This is a genomic window from Haloplanus salinarum (genome assembly GCF_009762275.1).
Classification (GTDB): domain Archaea; phylum Halobacteriota; class Halobacteria; order Halobacteriales; family Haloferacaceae; genus Haloplanus; species Haloplanus salinarum.
Genome location: NZ_CP034345.1, coordinates 2,740,198 through 2,758,101 on the forward strand (window position 1 = coordinate 2,740,198; position 17,904 = coordinate 2,758,101).

At 70.0% G+C, this 17,904-nt stretch carries 18 protein-coding genes; 2 read left to right on the forward strand and 16 right to left on the reverse strand.

From position 1 onward, the window contains the following. Positions 1–53: 53 nt before the first annotated feature. The 10 genes from EI982_RS15515 to EI982_RS15560 all read right to left on the reverse strand — a co-directional run bounded on the left by EI982_RS15515 (position 54) and on the right by EI982_RS15560 (position 12,006). The gene (locus EI982_RS15515) at positions 54–599 is read right to left on the reverse strand and encodes a peptidylprolyl isomerase (protein ID WP_157690547.1); all 546 of its coding nucleotides are present in this window, start codon (positions 597–599) and stop codon (positions 54–56) included. Between the two features lie 129 nt (positions 600–728). Continuing rightward, positions 729–1,763: a DUF4350 domain-containing protein gene (locus EI982_RS15520; RefSeq protein ID WP_157690548.1), complete on the reverse strand. Its 1,035-nt coding sequence runs from the start codon at positions 1,761–1,763 to the stop codon at positions 729–731. Beyond that, a complete protein-coding gene (locus EI982_RS15525) occupies positions 1,750–2,754 on the reverse strand; it encodes a S49 family peptidase (protein WP_157690549.1) in 1,005 nt (334 codons plus the stop codon). The genes EI982_RS15520 and EI982_RS15525 overlap by 14 nt, the downstream gene beginning before the upstream one ends. Before the next feature lie 44 nt (positions 2,755–2,798). Beyond that, positions 2,799–3,569 (reverse strand): CehA/McbA family metallohydrolase, encoded by a 771-nt coding sequence (locus tag EI982_RS15530; RefSeq protein WP_157690550.1) that lies wholly within the window; start codon positions 3,567–3,569, stop codon positions 2,799–2,801. Positions 3,570–3,608: 39 nt separating this feature from the next. Next, entirely contained in the window at positions 3,609–4,517 is a 909-nt protein-coding gene (locus EI982_RS15535; RefSeq protein ID WP_157690551.1) for a dihydrodipicolinate synthase family protein, read from the reverse strand. A gap of 25 nt (positions 4,518–4,542) precedes the next feature. Continuing rightward, positions 4,543–6,846: an efflux RND transporter permease subunit gene (locus EI982_RS15540; RefSeq protein WP_157690552.1), complete on the reverse strand. Its 2,304-nt coding sequence runs from the start codon at positions 6,844–6,846 to the stop codon at positions 4,543–4,545. A gap of 63 nt (positions 6,847–6,909) precedes the next feature. After that, a complete protein-coding gene (locus EI982_RS15545) occupies positions 6,910–8,538 on the reverse strand; it encodes a COG1361 S-layer family protein (RefSeq protein WP_157690553.1) in 1,629 nt (542 codons plus the stop codon). Between the two features lie 125 nt (positions 8,539–8,663). Then, positions 8,664–9,722 carry a lamin tail domain-containing protein gene (locus tag EI982_RS15550; protein ID WP_157690554.1) on the reverse strand — a complete coding sequence of 353 codons (1,059 nt, stop codon included), beginning with the start codon at positions 9,720–9,722 and terminating at the stop codon, positions 8,664–8,666. A gap of 51 nt (positions 9,723–9,773) precedes the next feature. Next, positions 9,774–11,369, reverse strand: coding sequence for a DUF7827 domain-containing protein (locus EI982_RS15555; protein WP_157690555.1), 1,596 nt, complete (start codon positions 11,367–11,369; stop codon positions 9,774–9,776). A 46-nt stretch (positions 11,370–11,415) separates the two neighbouring features. Then, positions 11,416–12,006, reverse strand: a complete 591-nt coding sequence (locus EI982_RS15560) for a hypothetical protein (protein WP_157690556.1) — start codon at positions 12,004–12,006, stop codon at positions 11,416–11,418. A gap of 86 nt (positions 12,007–12,092) precedes the next feature. Here EI982_RS15560 and EI982_RS15565 point away from each other — a divergent pair, with 86 nt between their 5' ends. Beyond that, entirely contained in the window at positions 12,093–12,770 is a 678-nt protein-coding gene (locus tag EI982_RS15565) for an HAD family hydrolase (protein ID WP_157690557.1), read from the forward strand. A 53-nt stretch (positions 12,771–12,823) separates the two neighbouring features. Beyond that, complete coding sequence (msrB, locus tag EI982_RS18815; RefSeq protein WP_157690558.1) at positions 12,824–13,357, forward strand: peptide-methionine (R)-S-oxide reductase; 534 nt, start codon at positions 12,824–12,826, stop codon at positions 13,355–13,357. Here the strand turns inward: msrB and EI982_RS15575 are convergent. The 6 genes from EI982_RS15575 to EI982_RS15600 are packed head-to-tail and all read right to left on the reverse strand — an operon-like array spanning position 13,354 to position 17,892. After that, positions 13,354–13,788 carry a universal stress protein gene (locus EI982_RS15575; RefSeq protein ID WP_157690559.1) on the reverse strand — a complete coding sequence of 145 codons (435 nt, stop codon included), beginning with the start codon at positions 13,786–13,788 and terminating at the stop codon, positions 13,354–13,356. The genes msrB and EI982_RS15575 overlap by 4 nt on opposite strands. A gap of 51 nt (positions 13,789–13,839) precedes the next feature. Further along, positions 13,840–14,088 carry a DUF7385 family protein gene (locus EI982_RS15580; protein ID WP_157690560.1) on the reverse strand — a complete coding sequence of 83 codons (249 nt, stop codon included), beginning with the start codon at positions 14,086–14,088 and terminating at the stop codon, positions 13,840–13,842. 38 nt (positions 14,089–14,126) lie between these two features. Continuing rightward, complete coding sequence (locus EI982_RS15585) at positions 14,127–14,840, reverse strand: fumarylacetoacetate hydrolase family protein (RefSeq protein ID WP_157690561.1); 714 nt, start codon at positions 14,838–14,840, stop codon at positions 14,127–14,129. A 49-nt stretch (positions 14,841–14,889) separates the two neighbouring features. After that, positions 14,890–15,501 (reverse strand): translation initiation factor IF-2 subunit beta, encoded by a 612-nt coding sequence (locus tag EI982_RS15590; protein ID WP_157690562.1) that lies wholly within the window; start codon positions 15,499–15,501, stop codon positions 14,890–14,892. 58 nt (positions 15,502–15,559) lie between these two features. Further along, positions 15,560–16,672: a LeuA family protein gene (locus tag EI982_RS15595; protein ID WP_157690563.1), complete on the reverse strand. Its 1,113-nt coding sequence runs from the start codon at positions 16,670–16,672 to the stop codon at positions 15,560–15,562. Then, positions 16,672–17,892 (reverse strand): CaiB/BaiF CoA transferase family protein, encoded by a 1,221-nt coding sequence (locus EI982_RS15600; protein ID WP_157690564.1) that lies wholly within the window; start codon positions 17,890–17,892, stop codon positions 16,672–16,674. Before EI982_RS15600 ends, EI982_RS15595 begins: the two co-directional genes overlap by 1 nt. Positions 17,893–17,904 lie beyond the last annotated feature (12 nt).

The window sequence follows — 17,904 nt, forward strand, 5'->3', positions numbered from 1 at the left end:
CCCTCCGGCGCCTCGGCTCGACCGGTCGATCGCTCGCCGTCGTCCCTGCCCGCTCAGTGCTCCACATCCACGGACGTCAGGCGCACGTCTTCGGTCGGCTGGTCGTTCGGATCCGTCCGCACGGCCCCGATCTCCTCGACGACGTCCATCCCGTCGACGACCTCGCCGAAGACGGCGTGGTCGCCGTCCAGGTGCGGTTGGGCGTCCAGCGTGATGAAGAACTGCGAGCCGTTGGTGTCGGGGCCACGGTTCGCCATCGAGAGGACACCCGGGCCGTCGTGACGGAGTTCGTCGTGGAACTCGTCGTCGAACGTGTAGCCGGGACCCCCGCGGCCGGTGCCGGTCGGATCGCCACACTGGAGCATGAACCCGGAGATGATCCGATGGAAGGGAACGTCGCTGTAGAGCGGATCGGTTCGCTTCTCGCCCGTCTCGGGGTCCTCCCAGGCGCCCGTCCCGGCTTCGATCGGCGCGTCCGGATCGTCGGTGCCTTCCGCCAGGCCGACGAAGTTCTCGACGGTTCGCGGCGCCCGATCGGCGAACAGTTCGACCGTGATGTCCCCGTGTGTCGTCCGCAGCGTCGCGGTGGGATCGCTCATACACGTCCCTGGCGGCCCGTCGGGATAACGTTGCTGACCGCGCGACCGGTCATACGGTTATTGTAAGTCATTACCGGTGGTTCGCCCAGCGTCCGGTGAACCACCGGTGAACAGTTACAATAATCCGTATCAGTCCCCGTCGCTCGGCGTGGGTGTCGGCGTCGCCGTCGGCGTGGGGGTCGACGCCGGCGTCTCGGTCGGCGTGGCTGTCGGCGTCGCCGTCGGCGTTCGCCCGGTGTCTCCTTCAGTCCCGCCTGCCGGTTGGTGATCGCCGTCGAGCATGAACTCCACGAGGTAGGCGATGAACGCCTCGTTGTCGGCGACGTTGAACCGATCCCCGCGCAGGAAGGTCTTGTCGCCGAGCAACACCGTGTTCTCCGTGCGCACCGCGACCGGATACTCGCCGGTCACCTCGTCGCTCCCGGACTTGTGGGTGTTCGGGGCGCTCCGCAGGAGGACCGTTCCCCGCTGGGTGGTGACCGACGCCGCCGTGTACATCGTCACCCGCTCGACGCCGTCCACTCCGCCCCCTCCCGTCGGCCGGGCGACGATGTGTTTGAACGTGCCGTCGGCGTGTTCCTGGTTGTAGAGGTACTGCGTGTCGACGCTCATCCCGTACGCGGAGGCGAGCGTCGTGAGGCGGCTCTCCTGGTTCTGGATCGAGGTGCCGAGGAGACTGCTGCTGATCGCGGTCCGGTCCGGTTCGCCGACCATCACCAAATGCCCGCCGTTGCCCGTGAACTGCCGCACGTCGTCGACGTCACCCGGGAGGTACTCCGACCCCGGATCGATCACGAGGAAGACGTCGGCGTCCTCGAGACGGCTCGCCAGGTCACCGTCGCTGTAGAACTCGACGGTGAACCCCTGTCGGATCAGCGCGTCCACGAGCGGTTCGATGTCCGCCCGGGAGAACCGGTTGGCGTGTCCCCGATCGATGAGGACCGTCCCGTTCGTCGTGGGGTCGGCCCCCGACACGTCGATGGTCCCCGTCGCGGGGAGCGGGTCGGGCGCGACGCTTTCGGGCGCGTACTCGGGGTTCTGGAGCGTCTCGTCGCCGCCGTCGTCGGACGAGAGGAGCGTCGGCCCGACGCTGGCGACGGCCACCACGACGGCCACCGTCAGGAGCAGTACGGCCAGCCGCTTGCCCACCTCACGCAACCACATGGGTCCCTCCCGGAGCCGCCGCGGCGGCCGGCCTTGTCCGGTTGTCGACGTCCCGCTCCGTGCCGTTCGTCCGCGGGGCCGGCGAGTCCGCGTCGTCGTTCGCCGTGTCGAGATACGTCGCGGGCACCATCAGGAAGACGGGGCCGCCGGGGTCCTCGCCGTAGAGGTACTCCGCCGAGACCATCTCCTTGTCCGGCGCGGTCGACGCGAGGTAGTTCGACCGCGAGAGGAACCGCGCGGTGCCGTCCGGTCGCATGACACGCACGTCGTAGTTGTCGAGCCCGGCTTCGTCGGCCGCGTGTTCGACCGCCGCCTGCCGCCCGCCGATGGAGTCGGCGAGGCCGTTGCGGACCGCCTGAGTGCCGCTGTAGATGCGGGCCTGTTCGACCTCGGTGCGGGTCAGCTCCAGCCGGTCGCCGCGCTGTTCGAACACGGCGCCGATGAAGGCATTACCCAGGGATTCCAGGATGTAGTTGAACTCGCGCTCGTCGCCGCCGGTCAGCTTGTTCGGCCCCGTGGTGGCGACGAGGTCCGTCGGTTCGAGCGGCTGTGGTGCCGTCGCCAACACCCCCACGCTCCCGACGGTCGAGGCCGGCTTGGTGTAGATGCGGTCGCTCGGCGCGATGGTGTAGTACGCGCCCGAGGCCGCCGCGGCGTCGACGCTGGTCACGAGCGGCATCTCCGCGGCCGTTCGCTTGGTCTGCAGGTACAACTCCTCGCTCGCGGCGGCGCCACCACCCCCGCTGTTTACGAGCAACACGACTGCCTTCACGTCGGGGTCGTTCCGGGCCTGCTGAAGCATCGCCGTGACCGACGCGGAGGTCGATCCGTCGATGGTGCCCGCGACCGGGACGACCGCGACCGTCCCCTCCGAGGACGTGGCGTTCCACGCGACGGGGGCCAGCGCGAGTCCCACGACGACGCCCACGGCCACGAACAGCACGTACGACCGTGCGATCCGTGACAGGAGGGCGCGGGTTCTGTTCGCCATGGGTGGGTGTTGGCTCACCACTACAAAAAACGTCGGCCGACCGGTCAGCGACCGGGAAGTTCGGACAACAGCTGGACGCCGCGGATCGCGCTCGCCTTGGCCGCCGCCCGCCCTCTGAGCGCGCCGACCTTCGCGTAGTAGCCGCTCTTTCGCGCCGTGCCCACCGCGTAGTGGTGTGCCGAGGCCGGGATCGGCTGTCGGCGGCCGCGCATCCGCATCGACCCCTCGCGGACCGCCTTCAGGACCGACTCCCCGTCGAGGTCCGCGCGGTCGACGCCCTCGATGACGAGTTCCGTGTACGCCCGGCCCACGTGGGGCACCGAGTGGGCGTCGCTGGCGGCGAGCGCCGGGTAACCGTTCTCCGTCGCGAACCGCCGCGCCCGTCGGTTCCGGAAGCCGGTGAACAGCCACGAGTTGAACACCTCGATCGCGTCACAGTCGACGAGGTGGCGCCGCGGGATCCCGTGTCGCGAGCGCTGGAACGGGTGGGGAACGACGGCTACGCCACCGTGGTCCCGGACCCAGTCGATCGTCTCGTCGAGCGGTGCGCGTCGGGGCGGCATCTCCGAGACGCCGATGGCCAGCAGGTGGCCCACCGACGTCGACACCTCCACGCCGGGGATACCGAACAGGCCGTACTCCGGGGCGAGTTCGGCCGCCCGGACCGACTCGTGGATCACGTCGTGATCGGTGACGACGATCCCATCCAGGCCGATTTCGGCCGCCTGCTCCAGTAGCAACTCGACGGGGTCGTGGCCGTCGTAGGAGGCCGACGAGTGGACGTGTGGGTCGATCCGGATCGTCGTCTGGCTCACACGCCACGTTCGGCGGGTGGAAGGATAAGCCTCGCGGCTCTACTCGGCGGCGACGCCGCGGGTGGCATCGAGGACGTCACGCACCGCCGCCTTCTGGTCGTCGTCCAGTTCGACCAGCGGCGGTCGCACCGCGTCGTCGTCGATGACGCCCCGTTCGACCAGGATCGTCTTCGTCGTCGGCGCGAAGCCGAACTCGAGGGAGGCGTTGAACAGGGGCGCGATGTGGTCCAACTGGAGGTCGCGCGCACGGTCGAGGTCGTTCGCCGCCGCGTCGATCGTCTCCGCCATCATGCCGGGGAAGTAGTTCGTCACCGCGTTGATCCCGCCGGTGGCGCCCATCGAGATGGCGGGAACGAGCTGGCTGTCCCAGCCCTGGAACAGGTGGAAGTCCTCGCCCGTCCGGCGGACGATCTCCAGAAGGTGTGTCAGGTCGCCGCTGGTGTCTTTCATCCCCGCGAGGTCCGGGTGGTCCGCGACCGCCTCGATCAGATCGGCGTCGATCGTCTGGCCGACACAGGAGGGAATGTTGTAGAGAATCAGGGGCAGTTCCGTCTCCGCGAGGACCGCGCGGACGAACCGTTCGTTGCCGCCCGCACCGTTCTCGCCGTGGAAGTACGGCAGGACGACGAGGACGGCGTCGGCACCGCAGTCGGCCGCGATGTCGATCCGTTCGAGCGTGCCGGCGACGCTGGTGTGACCGGCACCGGGGAGGACCGGCGCGCCGTCGGCGGCGTCGACACTCGCGGAGACGACCGTCTCGTACTCGTCGAGCGAGAGGCTGGCGAACTCGCCGGTCGTCCCACAGGGGATGAGGCCGTCGGCCCCGTTCGACAGGACGAACTCCGAGAGATCCGCCACCGCCTCGGCATCGACCGAGCCGTCCGAGAAGGGCGTGACCGTCGGGACCAGCGTCGTTCCGTACTCCGAATCCGCGGGTGCGGTAGGCATAGGTGTCGGTTCGACACCCGCCCAGTTAGGCGTTCCCCTGTGGCTCGGGATCGGTCCCGCGGCCGCCCAGCAGGGGCGAGAGCCGCTCCGCGAGGCCGTCGAGGACGATCAGCGTCGGCGGGAGCGTCGCCAGCGCGGCCACGAGCGTCAGGAAGATGACGCCGACGGTCAGGTAGCCGAAGTCGGCGAGGATGGGGAACGGCGACAGCGTCAGCGCCGAGAACCCGAACACGGTGGTCATCCCCGAGACGGAGATGGCCTTGCCGACGCGGGTGGCGGCCGTCTCGACGGCGTCGAGTTTGCTCACGCCCACCTGCGTTTTCTCCTCGTAGTACCGCTCCATCACGATGATGGTGTACTCGGCGCCGATCCCGACGGTCATGGCGCCGAGGGAGGCACCCAGCGGCGAGACGGGGATGTCCAGCGCCGCCATGTAGAGGTTCTGCCACCCGATGACGAAGAGCATCGGCACCAGCGGGGCGACCGCTTTCACGAGGTTCCGGTAGTACGCCAGCAGGAGGCCGAAGACGAACAGGACCCCGAGCCCCGTCGTCACGTTCCGGCTCTCGATCTGCTCGACGACCGACGGCGGCGTGATCGCCGCCGTCCCCGTGAGGGTCGCATCGACGCCCGGCGGCGGGTTGCTGAACCGGATCGCGTCCTGGACGTTCGAGATGAACGAGAGCGTCTGGTCGGTCGACATGTCCTGGGCACCGATGACCGTGATGTGGGCTACGCCGTCGTTGTAATACTGGGCCCGCTCGCGTTCGGGCACCGTCGACAGGACCCGCTCGACGCCCGCCTGCGTCTCGGGGATCTCCCCCCCGTTGTGCTCCGCGACGAGCGTCGCCGGCGAGTCGATACCCTCGATCAGTGGCGCGCCAACGGCCACCCGCTCGAAGCGTTGCATCCAGTGTAACACCTCCGGATGGGTGAGTTCGCCCCCCGTGACGAGCACGTCGTACTGCACGGCGGACCCCCCGCCGGTCTGGGAGCGAAACTGCTGGAGGTCGACGTACGCCGGCAGGTCCTGCGGGACGAACTCCTCGGTATCGGCGAGGGTGTCGAGCCCCTGGCCGGCCTGGAAGCCGGCGCCCATCAACAGCAGCGCGACGAGGAGGACGATACCCGGGTTGGCCGCGAGCGTCCGGGAGGTCCGCCCGAGCATCCGGCCGAAGGCACCGACCCGGTCGGAGTCGGTCGGGTCGGTCGTTCCCCCCTCCGGCCCGTCGCCGTCGCCGTCGCCGTCGCCGTCGAAGTCGTGGTGATCGAGTTCGCCGACGCCGCGCCGGCGGAACCGCGCGTACAGCGTCAGGATCGGGAGCAGGACCAGGATGCCCGCGAGGAACGTGAGCAGGACCCCGAACATCGAGGTCTGGGCGAACCAGACGAACGCGGGCGTTCCGACCGTCGAGATCCAGGTCGCCCCGAACCCGAGGGCGGCGGCGAGCATCGCGACGAACACCGGCGGGCCGATACCTGACAGCGCTTGCGGTAGCGCCTCGCGTGGCGGTGCCGACTCCAACTCCTCCTCGTAGCGTTCGTGGAACTGCACGGAGTAGTCGATGCCGAGGCCGATCAGGATGGGGAACACGGAACTCGTCAGCGTCGAGTTGGGGATGCCCGCGTACCCGATGGCGCCGAACGTGTAGAGCACGCCCGTGAACACCGCGACGATGGGGAGAAGCCGCAACCGCACGCCCCGGAAGAGGAAAAAGAGGGCGACGATCATCAGCCCCACCGCCAGGCCGAGCAACTGGTTCGTGCTCTGGCCGATGAGCTCCGATAGTTGGGCCGAGAAGGCCGCGGAACCGGTGATGATCACGTCGACGCCGGCGGGGAAGCGCGCCCACTCCTCGGCGGCCAGCGCCTCCGTGTAGATGGGGCGCTCCTCGGGCTGTGTGAGGCCGGGTTCGAACACCACCCGCACGAACGTGACGTCGGGGGAGCCGAGGACGCGTTCGATCTTCGCCTGCGAGTCGGGGATGCGCCCGTACTTCTCCCTGACGGGGTCCGCCGGACTGGTGACGTAGGCGACGTCCGCCACGCTCGACATCCGGTCGTCGAACCTGGCGACTGCTCTGAGCGTCGCCGGATCGGTCGTCTCACCCCGGAGCAACACCGAGATCGAGCCCCGGTCGAACGCGTCGTTGTACGTCTCCAGGGTGGGGTTGTCGCCGGTGAACGCCTGATCCCCGGTGACGCTCGTGATCTGTGCCGCACCGCCGAGCGCGGCGAACAGCAACACGGCCGCGATCAGGAGCGTGGCGACCGGATGGGCCTGAATCTCGTGACCGATCGTGCGGAACACCGATCGCAGCGCGTCCATCTCAGTCCACCTCCGACCGTCGACGGCCTTCGGTGCTCGCGGTCGCGACCGTCGACGTTCCGTTCATCGTCGGCGGTACCACACGCCGCCGCCGATCACGAGCAGCAGGACCACGCCCAGGGCGATGGGGACGACCGGCGGGCCGCCGGACGGTTCCTCGACGCCGACGCCGATGGCTATGCCGTCCGTGAACTCGGTGTCGCCGTCCGATTCGTCGTACCGGACCTCGATCGACGCGGCGTACTGCTTGGGGAGGGCGTCGCTCGTCGCGCTGATCCGGAACGTGGCCGTGGTGGTGTCGCCCGGCTGCATCGTCCCGAGGTAGGCCCCGTCGTCGGACGACGAGAGCGGGTCGCTCGTGAACAGTTTGGCGTTGACCGCCGAGATGGGGTCGTCACCGACGTAGCGCACGTCCGCGCTGAGGCGTGCCGTCCCGCCTGGGGTCACCGACGTCTCGACGTCCGTCACCTCGAACCGGTCGCGCTCGGCGCCGATGGCCAGCGTCTTGCGGAGCGGGTTCGCGGCCGTCCGCACGTCGCCGTCGGCGTTCTCGTACTCCACCTCGAAGGCAAAGGAGTTCGAGCCGGGTTCGGCTTCGCTGGGGATGGCCGCCGTGAAGTTCACCGGCGCGGACTCGCCGGGGTCGAGCGTCCCGACCGCCGTCTCGCCGTTCGTCGGCGCCACGATACCCTGACCGCTCATCCTGACGACCACGTTCCGCGCGACGGCGGGACCCGTGTTGACGATCCGTCCCGAGATCCGTGCCTCGGACTCGTCGACCCGGAAGTTCCGCGTCTTCAGCCCCTCCATCGAGAAGGTGCGCTCGGGACGGACCCGCACCCCGGCGGTCAGCGTATCCGACTCACGCCCGATGTCGCTCTCGTCACGGTAGGCGACGACGGCGTCGACCGGGTAGTTCCCCGGCGAGAGGTCGTCGGTCGCGCCCACCTGAACCGACACGCGCTCGGTCTCGCCCGGCGCCAGGCTCTCGACGAACACTCCGTTCTCCGCCGACGGAGCGGCGGGACTCCCGAAGTAGAGCCCCGAGGCCCGGGAAAAGAGTCGGATCGTCGCGTTCCGTGCCGTCTGGCTCCCGGTGTTTTCGATCGTGAACGCCATCGAGCCGGTGTCGCCGGCGAACAGCTCGTTCGATCCCTCCGAGACGATGTCGAACGTGGACGTCTCCTCGATCCGGATCGTCAGGTCGACCGTCCGCTCCTTGTCGAGCCAGACGTACTCGGTCTCGCTCGGGGCCGACGTCGGCCCCTCGTAGATCACCGCCCGGGCGTGGCGGTAGGTGACCTCGACCGGGACGGTGTAGCTCCCCGGTTCGGCGTCACCGATCTCCAGGTCGAAGCCGAACTCGGCGGCGCCGCCCGGCCCGATGCTCCCGGCCGTCACCGTCCCCGACTTCACCTCGATCGGCGCGTTTATCCGTCCCTCTTGCACGTCCATCTGGACGCTCCGTGCGGTCTGAACCTGGTCCTCGAAGCGGCCGACGCCGCCGTCCTCGATGTTCCCGTCGTTGGTGGCGACGACGGTGAGCCTGGCCTCCTCGTTCGGCCCGAACGTGTCGTCGGCGACGCTGTAACTCAACTCCGGGTTTCCCGTGACGACGCTCGACGCGGTGCCGGGGACTACCGGTGCGACCACCAGCAGGCCGACGACCGCCAGGATCGTGATCCGTCTCATGGTCGCACCTGCGGTCGGCCGATGATAACGATGACGATTACCAGAATAAAACGAAAACGTAGTTAAACGGAAGCAGGGTTTTTCAGCGTTTGAGACGACGGAGAGCGCCGCTCGTCGCAGTTCGCTCAGTAGGAGAATTTGACCACTCGGTCAGTGTCGCCATCGACGAGCCGCAGCGACTCGTGGTCGTTGTCGAGCACCGGGGTCGTGGCGTCCCAGTACAGGTGGCCCTCCCGGTTCCGTCCGGCGCCGACGTGGAGCACCAGCCGCTCGCCCGGGCGGAGTTCCCGGCCGTCGAAGAAGAAATACCGGTTGCCGTCGTCGTCGGCGAGGTGCCAGTCCGAGAGATCGACCGTCGTCCGACCGGCGTTCTCGACGACGACGTACTCCTCGGCCAGCGAGTCGGCGTCGTCGCCGGGCGGGTTCGGGCGCACCGCGGCGATCCGAACCCCCGTGGCGTTGGGTCCTCGGAGCGGGCGGTCGTTGGTGACGACGCCACACGACCAGAGACCCCGCTTCGCGCTCCGTGCGGCCTCCTCCGCGTCGGCGTACCGGTCGTCGGTCGCCCGTCCGTGACCGCGCTCGACGACCCGGCGGTTGATCGATCGCCCGTCCGCGTGTAGGACCGCGACGGGGCCGGCCGGCCGGTCCGTGACGGCCTCGACGGTCACCGACTCGCCCACGAGCGTCCGCAACGACACCAGCGCCCGCCGCCCGTGGTCGGCGAGACACGTCCGGCCCCGACTTCCGGTCACGACGCCGTCGAACCGCTCGGGAGCGTCGCCCCCGACCCCCGGTGCGTCGACGCCGGCGAGGCGAACCGTCCGGCGACTTCCGGACGCCGTGCGGTAGGTGATCCGGTCGCCCGACGCGGCGGCGACGACGGTGGCTGTCGCCGTCGCGTTCACGCTCCCCGTCGCCGTCAGCGGGTCCGCCGTCCGTCCCTCGACGGTCGTCAACGGATCCCCGCTCGCGTTCGCGCTCGCGTCCGTCCCGTCCGCGGTGCCGGCGCCGGCGCCGGGGGCGGCGGGCACCGCCACCGCGAGCGCACCGCCCACGGCCAGCAGGGCGACGCCGCCGACGAGCGCTCGCCGACCGTCGACGGCGTCGACCCTGGCCACGGCGTACGCGCCCGTGCCGAGGAGGAGTGCGATGCCGAACGCGACGCCGGCGAGAGGGAGCATGGATACGATGCCGGCTGGTGCCGGGATAGCGGGTGTCGGGAACCGATCGACTTAACGATTCGCCTCGGCGGTCGCCCGCCGCTCGCCCACGACCCGCCCGTCGTCGACGATTCGGATCGTGATCGGCCGTCCCTCGGCGGTCGGCGGTAACTCGAACGTCGCCGCGAGGCGTCGGTCGGGGCCGACGCGCGTGGGCCGCTGGAACAGGAACGCGTCCGGCCCCGTCCCGGCCACCTCGACGACCACCTCGGTGGTGGGTGCGAGCGTCGTCTCGGCGCGGACGACCGTCTCGCCGCCCGCGATGGGGGGGTCGTCGGCGCTCGGCGTCACGACCGTCGCCCGCCGTTCCGTGAGTTCGACGCTCGCCGCGGCCGCCCCCGTCTCCGTGGCCAGCGGACTCACACCCCACCGGATCAGGCCGACGCCGTACCGCTCGCCCACCGAGAGCGTCGACGTGTTCACGAGCGCGTACAGGCGACCGTCCGCGTAGTGGTAGTCGACGGCGGCGAGCGGATCGACGACCGTCCGGTCGCCCGCGGCGGTCAGGCCGAGGTCGACCCCGTATCCCAGCGTGCCGCGACCCGCGACACCGTACACCACCTGCCCCTCGCGCTCGACGGTCCCGTCGACCGAGGCGCGGACCTCGTGGGGCCCCGCCCCCGACGGGTTCGTCGCCCGGTACTGCACGAGCAGCGTCTCGTTCGCGGCGAGGGTGGCGTCGGTCGCCAGGTCGATCCGCAGGGCGTTGTCGGTCGTCTCGACCGCCGTGACGGCGGACTCGAGGTCCCTCTCGACGATGCCGTCGCCGTCCACGTCGATCCCGAGGTGACGGATGTGGTCGGTCCCGACGTGATCGAACCCCCGCGGTGCGCCGGTCGCGTACTCGACGGTGACCGTCTCCGGGTCGACCGACCGGTCGGCGTCGATCCCGACGGTGTGGGTCGTCGACGCGCCCGGCGTGCTGTCGGTCGGATAGACGAGGTTCCGCCCGGGTGGTCGGGTCGACGCCAGGACGCCACCGAGGCCGCTGGCGTTGATCGCGACGACGGCGTGATCGCCGACCGCGACACGCCCCGTCTCGACCCGTTCCGTCCCGGGAACGGTGGCGGCGTCGCCGTCGAGTCGGTCCCGCGGCACGGTCGCCGCCGTCGCCGATCCGACCCCGTTCGGCTCCACGACCAGCGTCGCGGACGTGCTGTCGGTCCCCGCGACCGCGACGAGGTTGTACCGGCCCGAGGGCAACGGCCCGTCGAGGCGGTCGGTGCGGCGTCTGACCGACGTGAGGCGGTCCTCGGAGCCGACGGCGTACGCGGCCGACTCGTCCGCCGTCCAGCCGGCCCGGAACGTGTTGAGCGACACCGTCACCCGCCCGTCGCCGTCCGCGTCGGTGGCGCGGACCCGCGTGTCGTACGCCCCGTCGGGGGCGCGCACCATCAGCGTCACCCGGTCGTGGTCACCGATCCGCATCGAGAGTCGAGCCACGTCGCCACGCGGTTCCGTCGTCACCGCGTCGGCGAAGACGGGGCCGTCGGCGCCCTGTGCGGCCGCGCCGCCGCTCCCGACGCCCGCGGTGAACAGGAGGCTACAGACGACGAGTCCGACGACTGCTCGCCGGATCGCCCGTCGTCGTCGTGACTCCCTCCCCATCGTGAAAAGGTATCACATTCCACAGTAAGTATCTTCTGGAGGTCACTCAGCGGTACCGAATCCGGCGGACCGCGAGTTCGAGGTCGTACCGCTCGGTGTCCATCCAGTCCTCGTCCCGCCCGTCGCGTTCGAACCGGACCGTCTCGCGGATCCGGCGGGTTTCGTCGACCTGGAGGCCGACGTCCCCCTCGTCGTCGGTCTCCGCCCGCGGATCGAACACGAACCGGTGGACGTCCGTGGCGACGATCCGGGAGACGTCCTCGTGTTCGTACCGGACGTCGACCCGGAACTCGACGTCCCTGATCGTTCGGCCGCCGACGTTCTCCACGTCGAACCGGTAGTCGACGAACGCGACCGTCTCCAGCGGACTCCGTCGGACGGCGAGCGTGTGGTTCCGCACCTCGATGATGTCGTTCGGCAGGGGGGCGGCGGTCGACGTGGCCCTCGCCGTCGACCCGGCCGTGTCGGCGGCCGTGGGCGTCGGCGTCGGCGTCCCCGTCCGGGTCCGTGTGCCGTCGGGCGTGGTCGTCGTCGTCGGCTCCGGTTCGATGAACAACCCCGAGCAGCCGGCGAGCGACGACAGGAGCCCGACGCCGACGCCGAGGAGCGTCCGCCGTCCGACGCGGTTGTCGACCATCGACGCGGACATCGTGGGCGAACGGATTAAACCCCGCGGCACGCCGCCGGTGAAACGTTTTTCGTCGCCGGCCCCTACGTCGTCGTATGGGTTACGAGGCGGTCCTGTTCGACAACGACGGCGTCCTCGTGGAACCGATCGGTCGTTCGGTCCTCCGGCGGGCCACGTGGGAGGCCTTCGACGCCCTCGGCGTCCCCGACCCCGACCCCGACGACGTCGACCGACTCGCGGTCGGCGTCACGCCCGACCTCCTCGCGACGGTGTGCGAGCAGTACGACCTCGACCCCGAGCGGTTCTGGCGCGCCCGCGACTACCACTCCTCGCACGCCCAGCGGGCGGCGCTCCGCGACGGCCGGGCGACGCTCTACGACGACTTCGATGCCGTCCGCGCCATCGACGCCCCCCGCGGTATCGTCAGCTCGAACCAGCAGGATACCGTCGAGTTCATGCACGACTTCTTCGCCACGCGCGACCTCTTCGAGACGGCCTACGGACGCGCCCCGACGGTCCGCAGTCTGGACCGCAAGAAGCCCGAACCCTACTACCTCCGTCGAGCGCTCGCCGACCTCGACGTCGAGACGGCCCTGTTCGTCGGCGACAGCGAGTCCGACGTGCTCGCGGCGCGGGCCGCCGGCCTCGACGCCGCCTTCGTCCGCCGCCCCCACCGCGAGTCGTACGATCTGTCGGCCGAGCCGACCTACGAACTCGGCGGGCTGACCGACCTGCTCGACGTCGAGGGCGTCCCGACCCGGGGCGGGGCCTGATCGCTACGTCCGGGGGCGCCGAGGCTATGTGTCTGGCTCCCCTAGCGGGTTCCATGACCGATGACGCGACCGATCTGTCCGACGAAGAGTGGCGCGAGCGCCTCGACGAGGACGAATACCACGTCCTGCGCGAGCGTGGAACCGAACCCAAGTTCAGCGGCGACCACCTCGACCGCAAGGCGGACGGCGTCTACGCCTGTGCGGGCTGTGGCGCCACCCTCTTCGATTCGGACACCAAGTTCGGCTCCGGCACCGGCTGGCCGAGCTTCTACGACGCCGTCGAACGCGATTCGACGGGCAACCAGACAACGTCTGGTGACGCCGTCGATCACGGCTCGACGGGCAACCAGACAACGTCTGGTGACGCCGTCGATCACGGCTCGACGGGCAACCAGACAACGTCTGGTGACGCCGCCGCCGGCGGCGTGGAGCTGGAGACGGACACCCGGCACGGGATGCGGCGGACCGAGGTGCTGTGTGCCACCTGTGGCGGCCACCTCGGCCACGTCTTCGAGGACGGCCCCGACCCCACCGGGAAGCGCTACTGCATCAACTCCGTCGCGCTCGACTTCGAGCCCGAGGACTAGGTCCGCTCGCCGATGTTGACGGTGAGCACCGGCACGTCGGACATCGTCACGACCTTCTGTGAGACGCTGCCGAGCATGTTCCGCTGGTAGTCGGCCCCGTGGGTCCCCATCACGACGAGGTCGATCCCCGCCTCGTCGGCGTAGGCGAGCACCTCGTCGGCGGGGTTGCCCTTCCTGATCTCCGTCCGGACCGCGAGGCCGTCGCGCTCCAGTCGGTCCGTGACCGACGTGGTCGCCGTCTCGCCCTCGGCCCGGAGTTCGTCCTCGACGTCCGACTTCATCCCGTCCTGTAGCGTCAGGAACGAGCGGTCGTCGATCACGTACAGCACGTGGACCGTCGCGTCTCGTCGTGCCGCGATGTCGGCGGCGTGTTCGACCACCGCGTCCATCGACTCGCTCCCGTCCGTCGGGACCAGAACATCCTCGTACATCGTTCGACCGATTCAGGCCGTACCCCTTCACGCTTTTCGGTTCCGTCCCGGCTAGTGAGTCAACAGCAACAGCTTCTCGGGCGTCCGCGCGAGACAGAACGGCGCGTCCGGCGGGTTGCCGAAGGTGACCCGGTCGTCCTCGGAGACGAACAGGCGGTCGAACGCGCGGCCACAGGCGGGACAGCCGAGCCCCTCCCGGTTTTCGAGGTACATCGACGATCCGTCCTGGGTGTGGAGTTTCAGCCGCGACCGGTAGTCGTGGACGTCGAACCCGTCCGATAGGTCGAGACGTTCGGCCATGTGCCTCCGGCGTCCCCGGCGGCGAAAGGCGTTACGGCCTACGCGACCGTGTTTCGCAGCGTCCCGACGCCCTCGTAGGTGATCTCGACCGTGTCGCCACGCTCGATCAGCCCCGGGTTGGCGGGACTGCCGAAGGAGATGACGTCGCCCGGGCGGAACGTGTACCGCTCCGAGAGGAAGGCGATGATCTCCGGCGGCGAGAAGAGCATCTCGTCGGTCGTCGCCGACTGCCGTCGCTCCCCCGAGATGACCGTCTCCATCGCCATCCCGTCGAGGTCGACGTCGGTCTCGATCCACGGCCCGAGCGGTGCCGACCCGTCGAACGCCTTCCGGGCCGTCCGCCGGTCCTGCTCGTAGGCGTCGAGGTCGTTCAGGATCGTATACCCCCGCAGGGCGTCGTCGACGTCGCCGACCGAGAGGTCGTGACACCGCTCGTCGATCACGGCCGCCAACTCGCCCGCGTAGGTGAACGAGTCCACCCAGTCGGGATACTCGATCGGCTGCTCCGGCGGGTGGAGCGCGTGGGGCGGCTTGACGAACCAGTCCGGGCGATCCGGCCGGTCGCCCTCGCCCATCTGGTCGATCTTCGCTCCGAAGTTCCGGCCGGTACAGAAGACGGCCGTCGGGTCACAGGGCGCCATCAGGTGTGCGTCCTCGCCGACGGCGTAGCTGTCGCCGTCGGCGTGGACGACGCCGTCCACGTACTCGCCGGTGAGCGTACCGTGCGGGGTGGAGATGCGTGCCAGTCGCATGGGCCGACGACGCCGGCCGCCGGGCTATGCGTTTCGATTCGTGTGAACGTCAGGCCAGCTGCGCGAACGCGAGCGTCCCGCTGATGTTGTCGATGTACGCCTCGACGACCTGTCCCTCCTGGGCGCCGGGGACGAAGATGGTGTACTTGCCGCGTTCGGCCACGCCGTCGCCCTTCCGGCCCGTGCCCGTGATCTGGAGCTGGTAGGTTTTCCCTTCCTCCAGGGTCGGCTGACCCGCGTCGGCGCTCTGTTTCGGCCGCTTGGCGACCGGTCGGAACGCCCCACAGGCCGTACAGCGGAGCATGTCGACGCCGTCCTCGCGGACGAGGTTGGTGTCCGGCAGGCCACACTCCGAGCAGGTGACGTACTCGGTGACGTAGGCGTCGACGGCGGCGTCGAAGTCGTCGACGGTGAAGGAGCCGTTGTACCGCGCCCGGTCGCCGTCGAACTGACCGTTGGTCCCGAGTTCGCGCTGGATCGAGCGGTGGAGGTGTTCCGGCTCGCGACCCAGCGCCGCCGCGATGTCGCCGAGGTTCGTCAGCCGGGTGAAGGCGCCGTCGGTCTGGCCCTCCGGATCCGGCACCTGTAGGCGGTCGCCCGCCTCGCGTGTCCGCTCCGGCAACGTGTCGTAGGCCCGGTCGAGGGCGGTATCGTAGTTCATGGACTCGAAAGGGTCCGGCGTCCTAAATCCGTTCCGTGAGCCGCGCTCACACGTCACGTCACGGATCGAACGCCTCCGCGACGAGCGTCGCGGCCGCGTCGGCGTTCATCGGCCCGCCGTCGGCCAGTAGGCCGAGCAGCCGCTCGACCCGCTCGTCGGTCGGATCGATCCCCGCCTCCGTTAAGAGCGCGCGGGCGCTCCCGCGGCCGCTCCCCGGGCCGAAGACGAGGCGACGCTCGCCGCCGAAGTCGGCGGGATCGAACGGCTCGAAGGTCCCCGGATCCCGCAGCATCGCCGCCGTGTGGATGCCCGACTCGTGGGTCGTCACGTCCGCGCCGAGGACGGGCGTCCGCGGGTCGACCGACTCGCCGAGCGCGTCGAGCACCGCCTCGCACGCGGGGACGAGTTCGGCCCCGTCGACGGCGGCCGCACAGTCGCCGGTGCCGTCCACCTCGTCGGCGATAACCACCTGTTCGAGCGCCGCGTTGCCCGCCCGCTCGCCCAGCGACGCGACGCTCACGTCGGCCGTCGTCGCGCCCGCGCCGATGGCCGCGAGCGTGTTCGCCGTCGCCACCCCGAGGTCGTCGTGGAAGTGGACGCCCAGACGGTCCCCGTCGACCCCGCGGTCCAGGAGGTCGGTCACCACCGCCCGCACCCGGTCCGGCGTCCGCGCGCCCACCGTGTCCGCGACGGTGACCGTCGGCACCGACGGGACGGCGTCGACGGTCGCCGCGAGGTGTTCGGGATCGGTCCGGAAGCCGTCGACGAGCGTGAGGTGGACCGCGGCCCCGCCCTCGCGGGCCCGGTCGAGCGCCTCGCTCGCCATCTCCATCGCCTCGGCGCGGGACGTCCCGAGGACGTGTTCGAGTTGACGTTCGGACGTGGGGACGAACACCTCGATCACGTCGGCCTCGGCGTCGAGGGCGGCCTCGACGTCGGCGACCCTCGCGCGGGCGATACCGACGACGTCGGCCGTCACGTCGCCCGCGGCGGCGAGTCGGCGGATCGCCGCCCGATCCGTCTCGCCGACGGCGGGGAAGCCGGCCTGGACGGCGTCGACGCCCAGCCGGTCGAGCGCCCGCCCGGCGGTCACCCGGTCGTCGACGGCGTACTCCCGGCCGGGCATCTGTGCGCCCTCCCTGATCGTCACGTCGCGGAGCGAGACCGGCATCAGATCACGCCCGCGTCGCGGAGGCGGTCGTACTCCGACTCGTCGAGCCCGAGTTCGGACAGGTACACCTCGTCGTTGTGCTGCCCGTGTCTCGGTCCGGCGTGTTCGACCGTGCCGGGCGTCCGGGTGAACCGCGGGACGGGTGCCGCGGTCTTCAGCGATCCCAGATCCTCGTCCTCGACCTCCACGATGTTCCCCCTAGCCCCGTACTGCTCGTCCTCGAAGATGTCGGCCATGTCGTAGACGGGCCCCACGATGGCGTCCGCGGCCTCCATCTCCGCGATGGCCGCCTCGGTCGAGCGCTCCCGGGTCCAGGACTCGATCACCTCGTCGAGTTCGTCCGCGTGCTCGACGCGGGCCTCGTTGTCGGCAAAGCGCGGGTCGTCGACGAGGTCCGGCCGGTCGATGGCCGCGGCAACGTTCTCGAAGATGGACTGCGCCGACGCCGAGAGGGTCATGTAGCCGTCGGCCGTCTCGTAGACGTTTCGCGGCGCCGCGCTCTCGTGGTGGTTCCCGATCCGTTCCCGGACCTCGCCCAGCCGGTCGTACGCCTCCACCTCCGAGAGGAAGAGCCTGAAGAGGGGCTCGTAGAGGCTCATGTCGATTACCTGCCCCTCGCCGCTACCCCCCGATCGACCCACGTCACGCTCGAAGACCGCGAACATGACGCCTTGGACGGCGCAGTTCGCGGCGGTGAGGTCCGCGAGACTGATCGGCGGCAAGAGTGGCTTGCTGTCCGGGAAGCCGTTGACGTGCGCCCAGTTCGAGATGCCCTCGGCGACGGTCCCGAACCCGGGCTTGTCCGACTTCGGTCCCGTCTGTCCGTACCCCGACTGCCGGACGACGATCAGTCCCGGGTTCTCCTCGTGCAGTCGCTCGGGACCGAGCCCCCACTTCTCCATCGTCCCCGGCCGGAAGTTCTCGAAGAGCACGTCGGCGTCGGCGAGCAAGTCGAGCAGGAGGGCGCTCCCCTCGGCGGTGCTCAGATCCAGCGTCACGCAGCGTTTGTTCCGGCCGATCGACTTCCACCAGAGCGACACGCCCTCGTCGTAAGGTGGCCACTCCCGAAGCGGATCGTTCCCTTCCGGATGTTCCACCTTGATGACGTCGGCGCCGAAGTCCGCGAGCTGTGTCGTGGCGAACCCGCCGGCGATCATGCCCGAGCAGTCGACCACCCGTAGCCCGTCGAGCGGCCCCTGCCGTTCCCGTGCGGTCGTCATGAACGGTCGGTG

Coding starts and splice junctions, on each gene's coding strand:
- EI982_RS15525 (WP_157690549.1), bottom strand. CDS start 2,754: ATGGCGAACAGAACCCGCGCCCTCCTGTCACGGATCGCACGGTCGTAC.
- EI982_RS15555 (WP_157690555.1), bottom strand. CDS start 11,369: ATGGGGAGGGAGTCACGACGACGACGGGCGATCCGGCGAGCAGTCGTC.
- EI982_RS15540 (WP_157690552.1), bottom strand. CDS start 6,846: ATGGACGCGCTGCGATCGGTGTTCCGCACGATCGGTCACGAGATTCAG.
- EI982_RS15590 (WP_157690562.1), bottom strand. CDS start 15,501: ATGAACTACGATACCGCCCTCGACCGGGCCTACGACACGTTGCCGGAG.
- EI982_RS15550 (WP_157690554.1), bottom strand. CDS start 9,722: ATGCTCCCTCTCGCCGGCGTCGCGTTCGGCATCGCACTCCTCCTCGGC.
- msrB (WP_157690558.1), top strand. CDS start 12,824: ATGACCGATGACGCGACCGATCTGTCCGACGAAGAGTGGCGCGAGCGC.
- EI982_RS15545 (WP_157690553.1), bottom strand. CDS start 8,538: ATGAGACGGATCACGATCCTGGCGGTCGTCGGCCTGCTGGTGGTCGCA.
- EI982_RS15580 (WP_157690560.1), bottom strand. CDS start 14,088: ATGGCCGAACGTCTCGACCTATCGGACGGGTTCGACGTCCACGACTAC.
- EI982_RS15560 (WP_157690556.1), bottom strand. CDS start 12,006: ATGGTCGACAACCGCGTCGGACGGCGGACGCTCCTCGGCGTCGGCGTC.
- EI982_RS15520 (WP_157690548.1), bottom strand. CDS start 1,763: ATGTGGTTGCGTGAGGTGGGCAAGCGGCTGGCCGTACTGCTCCTGACG.
- EI982_RS15575 (WP_157690559.1), bottom strand. CDS start 13,788: ATGTACGAGGATGTTCTGGTCCCGACGGACGGGAGCGAGTCGATGGAC.
- EI982_RS15515 (WP_157690547.1), bottom strand. CDS start 599: ATGAGCGATCCCACCGCGACGCTGCGGACGACACACGGGGACATCACG.
- EI982_RS15565 (WP_157690557.1), top strand. CDS start 12,093: ATGGGTTACGAGGCGGTCCTGTTCGACAACGACGGCGTCCTCGTGGAA.
- EI982_RS15600 (WP_157690564.1), bottom strand. CDS start 17,892: ATGACGACCGCACGGGAACGGCAGGGGCCGCTCGACGGGCTACGGGTG.
- EI982_RS15585 (WP_157690561.1), bottom strand. CDS start 14,840: ATGCGACTGGCACGCATCTCCACCCCGCACGGTACGCTCACCGGCGAG.
- EI982_RS15535 (WP_157690551.1), bottom strand. CDS start 4,517: ATGCCTACCGCACCCGCGGATTCGGAGTACGGAACGACGCTGGTCCCG.
- EI982_RS15595 (WP_157690563.1), bottom strand. CDS start 16,672: ATGCCGGTCTCGCTCCGCGACGTGACGATCAGGGAGGGCGCACAGATG.